The organism is Ruegeria sp. YKSD163, assembly GCF_059612905.1.
In genome coordinates, this window is record NZ_JBXWRM010000004.1 from 237138 (window position 1) to 250346 (window position 13209).

23 protein-coding genes are annotated in these 13209 nt (G+C 61.6%); all 23 read left to right on the forward strand.

Annotation, left to right across the window (positions count from 1 at the left end; translation table 11 throughout):
• The first annotated feature begins 48 nt into the window (after positions 1-48).
• The 23 genes from AC2FNA_RS08080 to rplQ all read left to right on the forward strand — a co-directional run bounded on the left by AC2FNA_RS08080 (position 49) and on the right by rplQ (position 13171).
• Complete coding sequence (locus AC2FNA_RS08080) at positions 49-669, forward strand: 2OG-Fe(II) oxygenase family protein (protein WP_496825492.1); 621 nt, start codon at positions 49-51, stop codon at positions 667-669.
• A 126-nt stretch (positions 670-795) separates the two neighbouring features.
• Positions 796-1293 (forward strand): hypothetical protein, encoded by a 498-nt coding sequence (locus tag AC2FNA_RS08085; RefSeq protein ID WP_496825493.1) that lies wholly within the window; start codon positions 796-798, stop codon positions 1291-1293.
• Positions 1294-1383: 90 nt separating this feature from the next.
• Positions 1384-2082, forward strand: a complete 699-nt coding sequence (locus AC2FNA_RS08090; RefSeq protein ID WP_496825494.1) for a Crp/Fnr family transcriptional regulator — start codon at positions 1384-1386, stop codon at positions 2080-2082.
• 183 nt (positions 2083-2265) lie between these two features.
• On the forward strand, positions 2266-2466 hold the full coding sequence (gene rpmC, locus AC2FNA_RS08095) for a 50S ribosomal protein L29 (RefSeq protein WP_234140496.1): 201 nt from the start codon (positions 2266-2268) through the stop codon (positions 2464-2466).
• Between the two features lie 12 nt (positions 2467-2478).
• Positions 2479-2709: a 30S ribosomal protein S17 gene (gene rpsQ, locus AC2FNA_RS08100; RefSeq protein ID WP_011046254.1), complete on the forward strand. Its 231-nt coding sequence runs from the start codon at positions 2479-2481 to the stop codon at positions 2707-2709.
• A 101-nt stretch (positions 2710-2810) separates the two neighbouring features.
• Complete coding sequence (gene rplN / locus AC2FNA_RS08105) at positions 2811-3179, forward strand: 50S ribosomal protein L14 (RefSeq protein WP_005621870.1); 369 nt, start codon at positions 2811-2813, stop codon at positions 3177-3179.
• 2 nt (positions 3180-3181) lie between these two features.
• The gene (rplX, locus tag AC2FNA_RS08110) at positions 3182-3493 is read left to right on the forward strand and encodes a 50S ribosomal protein L24 (protein ID WP_234140497.1); all 312 of its coding nucleotides are present in this window, start codon (positions 3182-3184) and stop codon (positions 3491-3493) included.
• Entirely contained in the window at positions 3486-4046 is a 561-nt protein-coding gene (rplE, locus tag AC2FNA_RS08115) for a 50S ribosomal protein L5 (RefSeq protein WP_234140498.1), read from the forward strand. The genes rplX and rplE overlap by 8 nt, the downstream gene beginning before the upstream one ends.
• Positions 4047-4063: 17 nt before the next feature.
• Complete coding sequence (gene rpsN, locus AC2FNA_RS08120; RefSeq protein WP_234140500.1) at positions 4064-4369, forward strand: 30S ribosomal protein S14; 306 nt, start codon at positions 4064-4066, stop codon at positions 4367-4369.
• A gap of 12 nt (positions 4370-4381) precedes the next feature.
• Positions 4382-4774 carry a 30S ribosomal protein S8 gene (gene rpsH / locus AC2FNA_RS08125; RefSeq protein WP_234140501.1) on the forward strand — a complete coding sequence of 131 codons (393 nt, stop codon included), beginning with the start codon at positions 4382-4384 and terminating at the stop codon, positions 4772-4774.
• Positions 4775-4786: 12 nt separating this feature from the next.
• Positions 4787-5320, forward strand: coding sequence for a 50S ribosomal protein L6 (rplF, locus tag AC2FNA_RS08130; RefSeq protein WP_496825498.1), 534 nt, complete (start codon positions 4787-4789; stop codon positions 5318-5320).
• An 11-nt stretch (positions 5321-5331) separates the two neighbouring features.
• Positions 5332-5691 carry a 50S ribosomal protein L18 gene (gene rplR, locus AC2FNA_RS08135; RefSeq protein ID WP_234140503.1) on the forward strand — a complete coding sequence of 120 codons (360 nt, stop codon included), beginning with the start codon at positions 5332-5334 and terminating at the stop codon, positions 5689-5691.
• A 112-nt stretch (positions 5692-5803) separates the two neighbouring features.
• Entirely contained in the window at positions 5804-6376 is a 573-nt protein-coding gene (gene rpsE, locus AC2FNA_RS08140) for a 30S ribosomal protein S5 (RefSeq protein WP_011046261.1), read from the forward strand.
• Positions 6377-6388: 12 nt separating this feature from the next.
• Positions 6389-6577: a 50S ribosomal protein L30 gene (rpmD, locus tag AC2FNA_RS08145; RefSeq protein WP_234140505.1), complete on the forward strand. Its 189-nt coding sequence runs from the start codon at positions 6389-6391 to the stop codon at positions 6575-6577.
• Between the two features lie 131 nt (positions 6578-6708).
• Positions 6709-7350 (forward strand): 2-hydroxychromene-2-carboxylate isomerase, encoded by a 642-nt coding sequence (locus AC2FNA_RS08150; protein ID WP_496825501.1) that lies wholly within the window; start codon positions 6709-6711, stop codon positions 7348-7350.
• A 148-nt stretch (positions 7351-7498) separates the two neighbouring features.
• Positions 7499-7714 carry a DUF1127 domain-containing protein gene (locus tag AC2FNA_RS08155; protein ID WP_234142737.1) on the forward strand — a complete coding sequence of 72 codons (216 nt, stop codon included), beginning with the start codon at positions 7499-7501 and terminating at the stop codon, positions 7712-7714.
• 195 nt (positions 7715-7909) lie between these two features.
• Positions 7910-8383: a 50S ribosomal protein L15 gene (gene rplO, locus AC2FNA_RS08160; protein WP_234140516.1), complete on the forward strand. Its 474-nt coding sequence runs from the start codon at positions 7910-7912 to the stop codon at positions 8381-8383.
• A 112-nt stretch (positions 8384-8495) separates the two neighbouring features.
• The gene (gene secY / locus AC2FNA_RS08165) at positions 8496-9863 is read left to right on the forward strand and encodes a preprotein translocase subunit SecY (protein WP_011046265.1); all 1368 of its coding nucleotides are present in this window, start codon (positions 8496-8498) and stop codon (positions 9861-9863) included.
• Positions 9860-10501: an adenylate kinase gene (locus tag AC2FNA_RS08170; RefSeq protein ID WP_234140524.1), complete on the forward strand. Its 642-nt coding sequence runs from the start codon at positions 9860-9862 to the stop codon at positions 10499-10501. Before secY ends, AC2FNA_RS08170 begins: the two co-directional genes overlap by 4 nt.
• Before the next feature lie 202 nt (positions 10502-10703).
• Entirely contained in the window at positions 10704-11072 is a 369-nt protein-coding gene (gene rpsM / locus AC2FNA_RS08175) for a 30S ribosomal protein S13 (RefSeq protein WP_011046268.1), read from the forward strand.
• 14 nt (positions 11073-11086) lie between these two features.
• Positions 11087-11479: a 30S ribosomal protein S11 gene (gene rpsK, locus AC2FNA_RS08180; protein ID WP_011046269.1), complete on the forward strand. Its 393-nt coding sequence runs from the start codon at positions 11087-11089 to the stop codon at positions 11477-11479.
• A 116-nt stretch (positions 11480-11595) separates the two neighbouring features.
• Entirely contained in the window at positions 11596-12612 is a 1017-nt protein-coding gene (locus tag AC2FNA_RS08185; protein WP_234140529.1) for a DNA-directed RNA polymerase subunit alpha, read from the forward strand.
• A 136-nt stretch (positions 12613-12748) separates the two neighbouring features.
• The gene (gene rplQ, locus AC2FNA_RS08190) at positions 12749-13171 is read left to right on the forward strand and encodes a 50S ribosomal protein L17 (protein WP_496825505.1); all 423 of its coding nucleotides are present in this window, start codon (positions 12749-12751) and stop codon (positions 13169-13171) included.
• The last annotated feature ends 38 nt before the right edge of the window (positions 13172-13209 follow it).

The window sequence follows — 13209 nt, forward strand, 5'->3', positions numbered from 1 at the left end:
CGGCGACTGGCTCTCGCGCGTGTTCCCGGGTTGGTCTATGACTCCGCCATGTCCCAGATCGAATCCCTCTTTGTTACCCGTCTCTATCGCGCCCGCCTGTCCGAACATGGTCCTGCCATCGACCCGGACGAGATGGAGGCCTCCTGCTATTCCATCGCCGAGGATGACGAGGCCGGACAGGAATGGTGCGAGGAAAACGGTTATCCCGGCTATACCTCTTACGCCTCGCTTACCGATCTGCCCTGGCGGTTCCCGATCTTCGCCGATCTGGTCACATCGCTCGACGCTCATGTCGCGGGTTTTGCGGCCGATCTGGAGTTCGATCTGGACGGGCGCAAATTGGTGCTCGAGGATCTCTGGATCAACATCCTGCCGCAGGGCGGCATGCATTCCAGCCATCTGCATCCGCATTCGGTGATCTCGGGCACCACCTATGTCGCCATGCCCGACGGCGCCAGCGCGCTTAAGCTGGAAGACCCCCGCTCGGGCCGGATGATGGCGGCGCCGACGCGCACCAAGACCGCCCGGCGCGAATTGCAGCCCTTCATCTATATGAAACCCGATGTGGGCGACGTCCTGCTGTGGGAAAGCTGGCTGCGACACGAAGTGCCGATGAACATGTCCGAAGAGGAACGCATCTCGGTCAGCTTCAACTATCGCTGGGAATAATCCCGGCGCCGACAGCACCGGATTTGACCGAAGTCATGGGGATCACGCGCGCGTTGCTCTAGGCTGGGGGCGCTGCGTTGGCGTGACGCGCCAGCGGCGGCGCTTGTCCCTGGTCGCGAGTGTGCCATGCCGCGTATCCCTGTTCCCCTGTTGGCCGCCCTTCTTGCCCTGTTTCTGACAGCGCCCGCGCTTGCCCAATCGGCCGACCCACATCGCTTGTACGAGGAACGCTGCGCCGGTTGCCATCTGCCGCATGCTGGCGATTTCGTCTGGCAGGATCTGGCGCTGACGCAAGAGGGGTTGACGGGGCAACGGTCGGGGCGCTCCGTCGCGGCTATGCTGGAGGCCGGACATGGCCGCCTGACCCCGCACGAGGCTGCGATCCTGCTTGACCATTTCGACACCATCCGTACCTCGGGGCAGCTGTTCCGGCAGAAATGCCGGGCCTGCCATGTCTCGGCCCGCGATCTGGCGCGCCACAGTCTGATTCTGCGCGAGGGGGTGCTGACCGGCCGCTACACGGATCGGGATATCGCAGCGTTCCTGGTGGGGCACGGCCGGCTGACCCCGAAACAGGTCGCCCAGATGCTTGAGGTGTTGAAACGCGCGACTGCCAACCCCTAGGCCCTCGCGCCGTGCTTGAATGCAACCGAGGGGACCGCTATCGCTGAAAGGGGGTCGGAGAAATACCGGCGGGACTAGCGGATATCGCGCATGGATCTGGGGTTCATCATCGAAGGCTGGGCGGGGCATCTGTCCTATCTGCTGCTCGTGCTGTCGATGCTGATGCGCCACATGTTGTGGCTGCGGCTGTTCGTGATCGCCTCGGCGCTGGCGGGCATCGCGTTCGATCATTTCTGGCTGCAAAACCCGGTCGGCGTATTCTGGCAGAGCCTGCTGGTGCTAGTGAATGTGGCGGAGCTGACCCTGCTCTGGCGCAACGACCGGCGCGCGCGGTTCACGGCTGAGGAGGACCGGTTTCGCGAAACCCTGCTGAGCGGCCTCTCGCCGGGGCGTACCCGCCGGTTGCTGGATATGGGGCGGTGGGAAACGCTGCCATCCGAAACGGTGCTGACGCATGAAGGGCAGCCACCCGAGTTCCTGACCTATGTGGCGTCCGGCGTGGTTCGGATTGAACGACAGGGTCGGCTGCTGCGGCTGGTGGGCGAGGGCCATTTCATCGGCGAGATGTCCCTGATGGGAGATGGTCTGGCAGTGGCGACGGCGGTGATGCAGAACGAGGGATGGGTCTGGCGGATCGAGCGGCCCAAGCTCGACCGCCTGCGCGAGAGCAACCCGGCGGCCATGGCGGCCGTCGAGGCGGGTGTTGCCCGCGACATGCGCGCCAAGCTGGCCTATCAGAACGCCGGTGCCGAAACCGCTGTTCGACCGGCTGGCGGGACGGCCGACTGACAGCAGGTCGCCGGTGTGGAGCGCGGGCGAACTTTCCCTTGCCCTCCCATGGCAACTCTCCTATAGAGCGGCATCTTGCGTTCCCCCGCGCCAGCGGGGGATTCGCTTGTTTGTCATTCATCCACCAGGTCAAGGGTGACCCGGCCACGGGGCCCTCTGGTGTTTTGAGCAAAGGAAAAGGCGATGAACGCCCAGGAACTGCGTAACAAGACCCCGGATCAGCTCCGGGAAGATCTGGTCAACCTGAAAAAGGAGGCGTTCAACCTGCGCTTCCAGCAGGCCACCGGTCAGCTCGAAAGCACGGCCCGCATCCGTACCGTCCGCCGCGACGTTGCCCGTGTGCAGACCGTGTTGAACGAAAAAGCCGCTGAAGCTGCGAACTGAGGAGCCTGAGAGATGCCCAAACGTATTCTGCAAGGCACCGTGACCAGCGACGCCAACGCACAGACCGTGACCGTCCTGGTGGAGCGTCGCTTCACCCACCCGGTTCTGAAGAAGACCATCCGTAAGTCCAAGAAATACCGGGCTCACGATGAAAAGAACGCTTTCAAGGTCGGCGATACTGTCCGCATCATCGAATGCGCGCCGAAATCGAAAACGAAACGCTGGGAAGTTCTGGAAGCCTAAGAGTCTGATTGCTCAGACTCCTGGCGACTAGGCCTCTTGGCACAGTCGAAACCCTGGGGATACCGCCACGCATCGGCGCCCCAAAGGTCGGGAGAAACCACATGATCCAGATGCAAACCAATCTGGATGTTGCTGACAACTCCGGCGCTCGCCGGGTTCAGTGCATCAAGGTTCTGGGTGGTTCCAAGCGTAAATACGCCTCCGTCGGCGACATCATTGTCGTCTCGGTGAAGGAAGCCATCCCGCGCGGCCGCGTGAAGAAAGGTGACGTCCGCAAGGCCGTCGTCGTGCGCACCGCCAAAGAAGTCCGTCGCGAAGACGGCACCGCGATCCGTTTCGATCGCAACGCCGCCGTCATCCTGAACAACAACAACGAGCCGGTCGGTACCCGTATCTTTGGCCCGGTTGTTCGTGAACTGCGCGCGAAGAACTTCATGAAAATCATCTCGCTGGCTCCGGAGGTGCTGTAATCATGGCCGCAAAACTCCGCAAAGGCGACAAGGTCGTCGTGCTGGCCGGCAAGGACAAGGGCAAAGAGGGGACCATCTCCTCGGTTGACCCGAAAGCCGGCAAAGCTGTTGTCGACGGCGTTAACATCGCCATCCGTCACACCCGCCAGACCCAGACCTCGCAAGGTGGCCGCCTGCCCAAGGCACTGCCGATCGACCTCAGCAACCTGGCGCTGCTGGACAAGAACGGCAAGGCAACCCGCGTCGGCTTCCGCATGGAAGGTGACAAGAAGGTCCGTTTTGCCAAGACCACGGGGGACGTGATCGATGCTTGATGCTGCAAACTATACCCCGCGTCTGAAAGCACAGTACGCAGAAACCATCCGGGCCGCTCTGAAAGAAGAGTTCGGCTACAAGAACGACATGATGATCCCCAAGCTGGACAAGATCGTTCTGAACATCGGCTGCGGCGCCGAGGCGGTGAAAGACAGCAAGAAGGCCAAATCGGCTCAGGAAGATCTGAGCAAGATTGCCGGCCAGAAAGCCATCACCACCACGGCCAAGAAGTCGATCGCCGGTTTCCGCGTTCGCGAAGACATGCCGATGGGTGCCAAGGTAACCCTGCGCGGCGAGCGTATGTATGAATTCCTTGATCGTCTGATCACCATCGCGATGCCCCGCATCCGCGACTTCCGTGGTGTGAAGCCGTCGTTCGATGGCCGTGGCAACTTTGCCATGGGTATCAAGGAGCACATCGTGTTCCCGGAAATCGACTTCGACAAGGTCGACGAAGTCTGGGGCATGGACATCATCATCGCCACCACTGCGAAAACCGACGCCGAAGCCAAGAGCCTGTTGAAGCATTTCAACATGCCCTTCAACGCCTAAGCGCGCGAGGATTAGACATGGCTAAGAAAAGCATGATCGAACGCGAGAAGAAGCGCGAGCGCCTGGTGGCACAATATGCCGCAAAGCGCGCCGAGCTGAAAGAAATCGCAAACGACGAGAGCCGCCCGATGGAAGAGCGCTTCAAGGCGCGTCTGCAACTGGCGAAACTGCCGCGCAACAGCTCGGCAACCCGTCTTCACAACCGCTGCCAGCTTACCGGCCGTCCGCATGCTTACTATCGTAAGCTCAAGGTCAGCCGGATCATGCTGCGCGAGCTGGGGTCTGCTGGTCAGATCCCCGGCATGGTGAAATCGAGCTGGTAAGGAGAGAGTGATATGAACGATCCTATCGGCGATATGCTCACCCGTATCCGCAACGCTCAGCTGCGCGGCAAGACCACGGTCAGCACCCCCGGCTCGAAACTGCGCGCCTGGGTTCTGGATGTACTGGCGGACGAAGGCTATATCCGCGGCTACGAGAAGTCGACGGATGCCAATGGCCACCCGACGCTGAACATCGAGCTGAAATACTACGAAGGCGAACCCGTCATTCGCGAACTGAAGCGGGTGTCGAAACCCGGTCGTCGCGTTTACATGGGCGTCAAGGACATCCCCTCGGTCCGTCAGGGCCTGGGCGTGTCGATTGTCAGCACTCCGAAAGGTGTGATGTCGGACGCGAACGCTCGCTCCAACAATGTTGGCGGCGAAGTGCTCTGCACCGTCTTCTAAGGAGGTCTGCAAATGTCTCGTATTGGTAAGAAACCGGTCGAGCTGCCCAGTGGCGTTTCCGCCTCTGTGTCGGGCCAGACCATCGAAGTGAAGGGCCCCAAGGGTGCCCGTACCTTCACCGCCACCGACGACGTGACCATCACCGTCGACGGCAATGTGGTGAGCGTCACCCCCCGTGGCATGTCCAAGCGGGCACGCCAGCAGTGGGGCATGTCGCGTACCATGGTGGCCAACCTCGTCGCCGGCGTGACCGAAGGCTTCAAGAAAGAGCTGGAGATCACCGGTGTGGGTTACCGCGCCAACGCACAGGGCAACACGCTCAAGCTGAACCTCGGCTACAGCCACGATGTCGACTTCGCCGTTCCGGCGGGCGTCACCGTGAGCACGCCGAAGCAGACCGAGATCGTTGTCGAAGGCATCGACCAGCAACAGGTTGGTGAAGTGGCTGCGAAAATCCGCGAGTGGCGCTCGCCCGAGCCCTACAAAGGCAAGGGTATCCGCTACAAGGGCGAGTTCATCTTCCGCAAAGACGGCAAGAAGAAGTAAGGACGCGAACAATGGCAAACAGCAAACGTACCCTGTTTCTGAAACGCCGCCTGCGCGTTCGGAACAAGCTTCGCAAGGTCAACGCCGGGCGCCTGCGCCTCAGCGTGCACCGCTCGAACAAGAACATCAGCGCCCAGCTGATCGACGACGTTCGTGGCGTGACCCTGGCGGCAGCCTCGACCATGGAAAAGGACCTTGGCGTTGTTGGCAAGAACAACGTCGAAGCGGCCAAGAAGGTGGGTGCGGCAATCGCCGAGCGCGCCAAGAAGGCTGGCATCGAAGAGGCCTATTTCGATCGTGGCGGCTTCCTGTTCCACGGCAAGGTGAAGGCCCTGGCCGACGCCGCGCGTGAAGGCGGTCTGAAGATCTAAGACCTGAGGGGGGCGCCTGCCGCCCCCCCGATGATCCGGGGCCGCGCCCGCGTGGCCACCATGGATCGGAGACAACGGCGCCCAGGCGCCAACAGAGAAAGAGGAATGCCGCATGGCAGAACGTGAAAACCGCCGGGGCAACCGTCGCGACCGCGAGGAAGCAGCCCCCGAATTCGCCGACCGTCTGGTCGCGATCAACCGCGTGTCGAAAACCGTCAAGGGCGGTAAGCGCTTCGGCTTCGCCGCTCTGGTGGTCGTGGGCGATCAGAAAGGCCGCGTCGGCTTTGGCAAGGGCAAGGCAAAAGAAGTGCCCGAGGCCATCCGCAAGGCAACCGAGCAGGCCAAGCGCCAGATGATCCGCGTGCAGCTGCGCGAAGGCCGCACCCTGCATCACGACATCGAAGGCCGCCACGGCGCCGGTAAGGTCGTCATGCGCGCCGCGCCCGAAGGTACCGGTATCATCGCCGGTGGTCCGATGCGCGCCGTGTTCGAAATGCTGGGTGTCAAGGACGTCGTGTCTAAGTCGCTGGGCAGCGCGAACCCCTACAACATGATCCGCGCCACCATCGACGGCCTCAAAAAAGAGCAGAGCCCGCGTTCGGTCGCACAGCGTCGTGGCAAGAAGGTCGCCGACATCCTGCCCAAGCGGGACGAAGCACCGGCTGCTGAAGCCGCTGAAGCCTAAGGAGACGCACCCATGGCAAAAACCATCGTCGTCAAGCAGATCGGCTCGCCGATCCGCCGCCCCGCCGACCAGCGCGCAACCCTGGTTGGTCTGGGTCTGAACAAGATGCACAAGACCCGCGAGCTGGAGGATACCCCCTCGGTCCGCGGCATGATCCGCAAGATCCCGCATCTGGTCGAGATCGTCGAAGAGCGCGGCTAAGCCCCTCTCGACAGACAGTTGAAACGCCCCCGGTTCGCTGGGGGCGTTTTTTTGCGTCGTGCGGATCAATTTCGCGTGTTTGGACAAGGCACGGGATGCGGTGCCGCCGACGTCCGCCTAACCTGCCTGACATGGCCCGTATTGACTATTTCTATTCCGCCCATTCCGCCTATGCCTATCTCGGCGCACAGGAGCTGTACCGCATCTGCGCCGCCCACCCGGACACGGAGCTGGTGCATCGCCCCATTCTTCTCAGCCCGGTGGTCGAAGCGGCGGGCGGCCTGTCCTTCGCCGCGCGCAGCCAGGCGCATGTAGACTATTTCTTTGGTCGCGAGATCGAACGCTGGGCCGAATGGCGCGGCGTTCCGGTAATTGATCATCGCCCGACCTATCACGACAATCTGCTGGACCTGCCCAACGGTCTGATCATCGCCGGGCAGAGGGACGGATTGGATGTAAACGCGCTGTCCTTTGCGATTCTACAGGCGCATTGGCGCGACGATGCGGATATCGCCGATCCCCGACTGCTGAGCGAGCTGCTCGCGCGGCTGGGACTGCCGGTCGAGCCGTTGATGGCGGCGGCCCGATCCGCCCCGGCAATCGACGAGCAGGCCGTCAATACGCAAGAGGCGATCGACCGCGCGCTGTTCGGCTCTCCGACTTATGTGGTCGATGGAGATCCGTTCTATGGCCAGGACAGGCTGGAACTGGTGGCCCGCGCCCTGACGCTGCCGTTTCGGCCGGGCAATTGGCACAATCCGCCGGTCGGATGAGCCAAGCCATGCCGCCGCTGCATGGCGGCTAGACCAAAGCACCTCTTGCTGATGCTGCGGTGCAGCACTATCTGCCAGCCATGTTCGGAATGCCCGAAAAACAGGCAGTGGGGAAGGGCCCTGCTGCATCCGTATGAGGTAAGAGAAAATGGCATATGCAACCGTGACCGCCGACCGCGCCCCCTCTGTGGTGGCCCGCGTCCTGTCCGCCCTGAAATCGACCCGCGCCACCTGGGCCCGGAACGCCGCCTACAAGCGTACGTTCAACGAGCTGGACCGCCTGTCGAACCGGGAACTGGCAGATATCGGCATCCGCCGTTGCGATATCGAGGATATCGCCCGCTTTCACGTCTATGGCGCCTGATCGGCCCATCTGACGGACTGCTGCACCGCCCTCGGAAATCCGGGGGCGTTCTGCATTTTGAGGCACCTCTTGCGTGACGCGAGCACAGCGTCTATACGCCCCCGGTGGCCGCAGGGCCGCGAGAATCAACAAGCAAGAAATGCCGAGGTTGGCCCGTCACGCTTCGTGGGTCACATCCGGCGAAGGAGAAGCGACATGAAACTGCATGAACTCAGCGACAATCCGGGCGCAGCCAAGAAACGGATGCGCATCGGCCGTGGCCCCGGCTCGGGCAAGGGCAAGATGGGTGGCCGTGGTATCAAGGGTCAGAAATCCCGTTCGGGTGTGGCCATCAATGGCTATGAAGGCGGCCAGATGCCGCTTTATCAACGTCTGCCCAAGCGTGGCTTCAACAAGCCCAACCGCAAGGCATTCGCGGTGGTCAACCTGGGCCTGATCCAGAAATTCGTCGAAGCCGGCAAGCTGGACGGCGCCGCCGCCATCACCGAGGACGCGCTGGTCGCATCCGGCCTGGTGCGCCGCAAGCTGGACGGCATTCGCGTGCTGGCCAAGGGCGATTTCAACGCCAAGCTGAACATCGAAGTCACAGGCGCGTCGAAATCGGCTGTCGAGGCTGTCGAAAAAGCGGGCGGCTCGCTGAAGGTCACAAACGCTGCTGCGGCAGAGTAACGGCTTGTGAGCGGGCGCCGACCCGCTTACATAGACACCCAAGTTTTCCAAAACGCCGCCCGAGCCGGAAAACGGTTCCGGGCGGCGTTTGCATCAGAGAGACCGATACAACATGGTATCAGCAGCAGAACAAATGGCGGCCAACACCAGCTGGTCCGCCCTGGGCAAGGCCACGGACCTGCGCAATCGGATCCTGTTCACGCTGGGGCTTCTCATCGTCTATCGTCTGGGCACGTTCATCCCCGTGCCGGGCATCGACGGTGTTGCGCTGCGCGAGTTCATGGAACAGGCAGGGCAGGGCATCGGCGGCATGGTGTCGATGTTCACCGGTGGCGCGCTGGGGCGGATGGGCATCTTTGCCTTGGGCATCATGCCATATATCTCGGCCTCGATCATCGTTCAGCTGCTGACGGCCATGGTCCCCTCGCTTGAGCAACTCAAGAAGGAGGGCGAACAGGGCCGCAAGAAGATCAACCAGTATACCCGTCTGGGCACCGTGGCGCTGGCTACCGTGCAGGCCTATGGCCTTGCGGTCTCGCTGGAATCGGGTGACCTGGCCACCGAACCGGGCATGTATTTCCGCTTTGCCACCATGATCACCCTTGTGGGTGGCACCATGTTCCTGATGTGGCTGGGCGAACAGATCACCGCGCGTGGCATCGGCAACGGCGTCTCGTTGATCATCTTTGTCGGCATCATCGCCGAGGTCCCCGCCGCGCTGGCGCAGTTCTTTGCCAGCGGTCGTTCGGGCGCCATCAGCCCCGCCGTGATCATCGCCATCATCCTGATGGTGATCGCGGTCATCACGTTCGTCGTGTTCATGGAACGCGCACTGCGCAAGATCCACATCCAGTATCCCCGCCGTCAGGTGGGCATGAAGGTCTATGACGGCGGCTCCAGCCACCTGCCGGTCAAGGTCAACCCCGCGGGCGTGATCCCGGCGATCTTCGCAAGCTCGCTGCTGCTGTTGCCGGTCACCATCTCGACCTTTTCCTCGGGCGCGGCCAACGGGCCGGTGATGTCCTGGCTTCTGGCCAACTTCGGCCCTGGACAGCCGCTCTATCTGCTGTTCTTCGTGTCGATGATCGTGTTCTTTGCCTATTTCTATACCTTCAACGTCTCGTTCAAACCCGATGACGTGGCGCAGAACCTGAAGAACCAGAACGGCTTTGTCCCCGGTATCCGTCCGGGCAAGAAGACTGCCGAATATCTGGAATACGTGGTCAACCGCGTGCTGGTGCTGGGTTCGGCCTATCTGGCCGCCGTCTGCCTGCTGCCCGAGATCATGCGCGGCCAGTTCAACGTGCCGTTCTATTTCGGTGGCACCTCGGTGCTCATCATCGTTTCGGTGACCATGGACACCATTCAACAGGTCCAAAGCCACCTGCTGGCACACCAATACGAAGGTCTGATCGAAAAATCGCAGCTTCGCGGCAAGAATCGCAAGCGCACGAACAGGAAGGGACCGGCGCGTCGATGAATATCATTCTGTTGGGACCCCCGGGTGCGGGCAAAGGCACCCAGGCGCGGCATCTGGTCGAAACACGTGGCATGATCCAGCTGTCGACCGGTGACATGCTGCGCGAGGCGCGGACGTCTGGCACCGAAATGGGTCAGAAGGTCGCTGCCATCATGGATGCGGGCAAGCTGGTCACCGACGAGATCGTCATCGGCCTGATCGAGGAACAGCTGACCACCAAGAAGGGGGCCGGTTTCATCTTCGACGGCTTCCCCCGCACCCTGGCCCAGGCCGACGCGCTGGCCGCGTTGCTGGCCAAGCACGGCCAGTCGCTGCATACCGTGATCGAGATGCGCGTCGATGATGAGGCGCTGGTCAGCCGAATCACCGCCCGCTCGACCTGCGGCGGCTGTGGTGAGGTCTATAACGACATCACCAAGCCGATCCCGGCTGACGGCAAGTGCTCCAACTGCGGCAGCACTGAGTTCAAGCGCCGCGCCGACGACAACGAGGACAGTCTGCGCACCCGGCTGATGGAGTATTACAAGAAAACGTCACCTTTGATCGGCTATTACTATGCCAAGGGCGATTTGCGTCCGGTGAACGGACTGGCCGATATCAAGGAAGTGACCGCCTCGATCGAGGCGATCCTGGGCTGACATTGGTTAGGGGCTTGACGGCCCCTTCAAAAGCCCATATCGACCACCATCCCCTCGGGGAATCAACCGCGCGGACGGGATTCGTTCCATTTGCGCACGACCACCTCATATAATGCTGGATCTACTGGCGACACTGCCATGGTCAAGCGTTGTGAAAAAAGGTTCTGGCGCTACGGAACCGCAACGAAAAGGAAAGTGACACGTGGCACGTATTGCCGGCGTTAACATCCCGACTGCCAAACGGGTACCCATCGCCCTCACCTATATCACCGGTATCGGCAACACTTCGGCGAAAGCCATTTGCGAAGCTGTTGGCATCGACGCGACCCGTCGTGTGAACGAGCTGAGCGATGCCGAGATCCTGGCCATCCGCGAGCATATCGACGCCAACTACAGCGTCGAAGGCGACCTGCGCCGTGAAGTTCAGATGAACATCAAGCGCCTGATGGACTTGGGCTGCTATCGCGGTCTGCGTCACCGCCGCAACCTGCCGGTTCGCGGTCAGCGGACCCACACCAACGCTCGCACCCGCAAAGGCCCCGCAAAGGCCATTGCCGGCAAGAAGAAATAAGGGGGCGTTGAGATATGGCACGCGATAAGACCCGCACCACGAAGAAAAAAGAACGCAAGAACATCGCATCGGGCGTGGCCCATGTGAACTCGACGTTCAACAACACCAAGATCCTGATCTCGGATGTGCAAGGCAACGCCATCTCGTGGTCGTCGGCTGGTACCATGGGCTTCAAGGGATCGCGGAAATCGACCCCCTACGCCGCTCAGCTGGCTGCCGAAGATGCCGGCCGCAAGGCGCAGGATCATGGCGTGAAGACGCTGGAAGTCGAAGTTCAGGGCCCCGGTTCGGGCCGTGAATCGGCTCTGCGCGCTCTGGCTGCCGTGGGCTTCAACATCACGTCGATCCGCGACGTGACCCCGATCGCTCACAACGGCTGCCGCCCGCCGAAGCGCCGCCGCGTCTAAGCGACCCAGAATTTACGCTGGGGCCGTGTCTGGTACACGGCCCCAGCACGCCGTTTGAAACCTCGGGCGTTTGCACCTTGCTGGACATGGGGTGCGAACAGGAATGGAGGGACTACATGATCCACAAGAACTGGGCAGAACTGATCAAGCCGACCCAGCTTGAGGTCAAGCCGGGCAATGATCCGGCACGCCAGGCGACCGTGATCGCCGAACCGCTGGAACGCGGTTTTGGTCTGACCCTGGGCAACGCGCTGCGCCGCATCCTGATGAGCTCGCTGCAAGGTGCGGCCATCACCAGCGTGCAGATCGACAACGTCCTGCACGAGTTTTCGAGCGTCGCCGGTGTCCGCGAAGACGTCACCGACATCATCCTCAACCTCAAGCAGGTCTCGCTGCGCATGGATGTCGAAGGGCCCAAACGCCTGTCGATCAATGCCAAGGGCCCGGCTGTCGTCACCGCCGGTGACATCAGCGAAAGCGCCGGTATCGAGATCCTGAACCGCGACCACGTGATCTGTCACCTGGACGATGGTGCCGACCTGTTCATGGAACTGACCGTGAATACCGGCAAGGGCTATGTCTCGGCCGACAAGAACCGCCCCGAAGACGCGCCCATCGGCCTGATTCCGATCGACGCGATCTATTCGCCGGTCAAGAAGGTCGCCTATGACGTGCAGCCCACCCGCGAGGGCCAGGTGCTGGACTATGACAAGCTGACCATGAAGATCGAAACCGACGGTTCGATCTCGCCGGACGATGCCGTGGCCTATGCCGCGCGTATCCTTCAGGACCAGCTGTCGATCTTCGTCAACTTCGACGAGCCGGAATCGGCTGGCCGCCAGGACGACGATGACGGTCTTGAGTTCAACCCGCTTCTGCTCAAGAAAGTGGACGAGCTGGAACTGTCGGTGCGTTCGGCAAACTGCCTCAAGAACGACAACATCGTCTATATCGGCGACCTGATCCAGAAGACCGAGGCCGAGATGCTGCGCACCCCGAACTTCGGCCGCAAGTCGCTGAACGAGATCAAGGAAGTGCTGTCGGGCATGGGCCTGCACCTGGGCATGGACGTCGAGGACTGGCCGCCGGACAACATCGAAGATCTGGCCAAGAAGTTCGAAGACGCTTTCTGAGAAGAAGGGGCGGGCGAACAGCCCGCCCTGCAAATTGCCCGGACCTGCCGGGGAACATCAGGGCAAATGCCCCAAGGAGAGCCGGTGACACGCATCGCCGGTCGGACAAAGCAAAACGCAAGTTAGGAGATAGAAAATGCGTCACGCACGTGGTTACCGCCGCCTCAACCGCACTCACGAACACCGCAAGGCCTTGTTTTCGAACATGGCCGGCTCGCTGATCGAGCACGAACAGATCAAGACCACCCTGCCCAAGGCCAAGGAACTGCGTCCGATCGTCGAAAAACTGATCACGCTGGGCAAGCGCGGTGACCTGCATGCGCGCCGTCAGGCCGCGGCGCAGCTGAAAGAGGACAAGGACGTCGCCAAGCTGTTCGACGTTCTGGCAGAGCGTTACAAGGATCGTCAGGGCGGTTATGTCCGCATCCTGAAGGCCGGCTTCCGTTATGGCGACATGGCGCCGATGGCGATCATCGAATTCGTCGATCGTGACGTGGATGCCAAAGGTGCCGCAGACAAGGCCCGTCTGGTCGAAGAAGAGGCAGCCGCCGAAGAATAAGCATTTCGGGACATGTCCCGATTGCGCCCCGCCCGGGT

Bases quoted from the DNA above. Each gene is read 5' to 3' on its own strand.
- AC2FNA_RS08080 (WP_496825492.1), top strand. From the start codon at position 49: ATGTCCCAGATCGAATCCCTCTTTGTTACCCGTCTCTATCGCGCCCGC.
- AC2FNA_RS08085 (WP_496825493.1), top strand. From the start codon at position 796: ATGCCGCGTATCCCTGTTCCCCTGTTGGCCGCCCTTCTTGCCCTGTTT.
- AC2FNA_RS08090 (WP_496825494.1), top strand. From the start codon at position 1,384: ATGGATCTGGGGTTCATCATCGAAGGCTGGGCGGGGCATCTGTCCTAT.
- rpmC (WP_234140496.1), top strand. From the start codon at position 2,266: ATGAACGCCCAGGAACTGCGTAACAAGACCCCGGATCAGCTCCGGGAA.
- rpsQ (WP_011046254.1), top strand. From the start codon at position 2,479: ATGCCCAAACGTATTCTGCAAGGCACCGTGACCAGCGACGCCAACGCA.
- rplN (WP_005621870.1), top strand. From the start codon at position 2,811: ATGATCCAGATGCAAACCAATCTGGATGTTGCTGACAACTCCGGCGCT.
- rplX (WP_234140497.1), top strand. From the start codon at position 3,182: ATGGCCGCAAAACTCCGCAAAGGCGACAAGGTCGTCGTGCTGGCCGGC.
- rplE (WP_234140498.1), top strand. From the start codon at position 3,486: ATGCTTGATGCTGCAAACTATACCCCGCGTCTGAAAGCACAGTACGCA.
- rpsN (WP_234140500.1), top strand. From the start codon at position 4,064: ATGGCTAAGAAAAGCATGATCGAACGCGAGAAGAAGCGCGAGCGCCTG.
- rpsH (WP_234140501.1), top strand. From the start codon at position 4,382: ATGAACGATCCTATCGGCGATATGCTCACCCGTATCCGCAACGCTCAG.
- rplF (WP_496825498.1), top strand. From the start codon at position 4,787: ATGTCTCGTATTGGTAAGAAACCGGTCGAGCTGCCCAGTGGCGTTTCC.
- rplR (WP_234140503.1), top strand. From the start codon at position 5,332: ATGGCAAACAGCAAACGTACCCTGTTTCTGAAACGCCGCCTGCGCGTT.
- rpsE (WP_011046261.1), top strand. From the start codon at position 5,804: ATGGCAGAACGTGAAAACCGCCGGGGCAACCGTCGCGACCGCGAGGAA.
- rpmD (WP_234140505.1), top strand. From the start codon at position 6,389: ATGGCAAAAACCATCGTCGTCAAGCAGATCGGCTCGCCGATCCGCCGC.
- AC2FNA_RS08150 (WP_496825501.1), top strand. From the start codon at position 6,709: ATGGCCCGTATTGACTATTTCTATTCCGCCCATTCCGCCTATGCCTAT.
- AC2FNA_RS08155 (WP_234142737.1), top strand. From the start codon at position 7,499: ATGGCATATGCAACCGTGACCGCCGACCGCGCCCCCTCTGTGGTGGCC.
- rplO (WP_234140516.1), top strand. From the start codon at position 7,910: ATGAAACTGCATGAACTCAGCGACAATCCGGGCGCAGCCAAGAAACGG.
- secY (WP_011046265.1), top strand. From the start codon at position 8,496: ATGGTATCAGCAGCAGAACAAATGGCGGCCAACACCAGCTGGTCCGCC.
- AC2FNA_RS08170 (WP_234140524.1), top strand. From the start codon at position 9,860: ATGAATATCATTCTGTTGGGACCCCCGGGTGCGGGCAAAGGCACCCAG.
- rpsK (WP_011046269.1), top strand. From the start codon at position 11,087: ATGGCACGCGATAAGACCCGCACCACGAAGAAAAAAGAACGCAAGAAC.
- AC2FNA_RS08185 (WP_234140529.1), top strand. From the start codon at position 11,596: ATGATCCACAAGAACTGGGCAGAACTGATCAAGCCGACCCAGCTTGAG.
- rplQ (WP_496825505.1), top strand. From the start codon at position 12,749: ATGCGTCACGCACGTGGTTACCGCCGCCTCAACCGCACTCACGAACAC.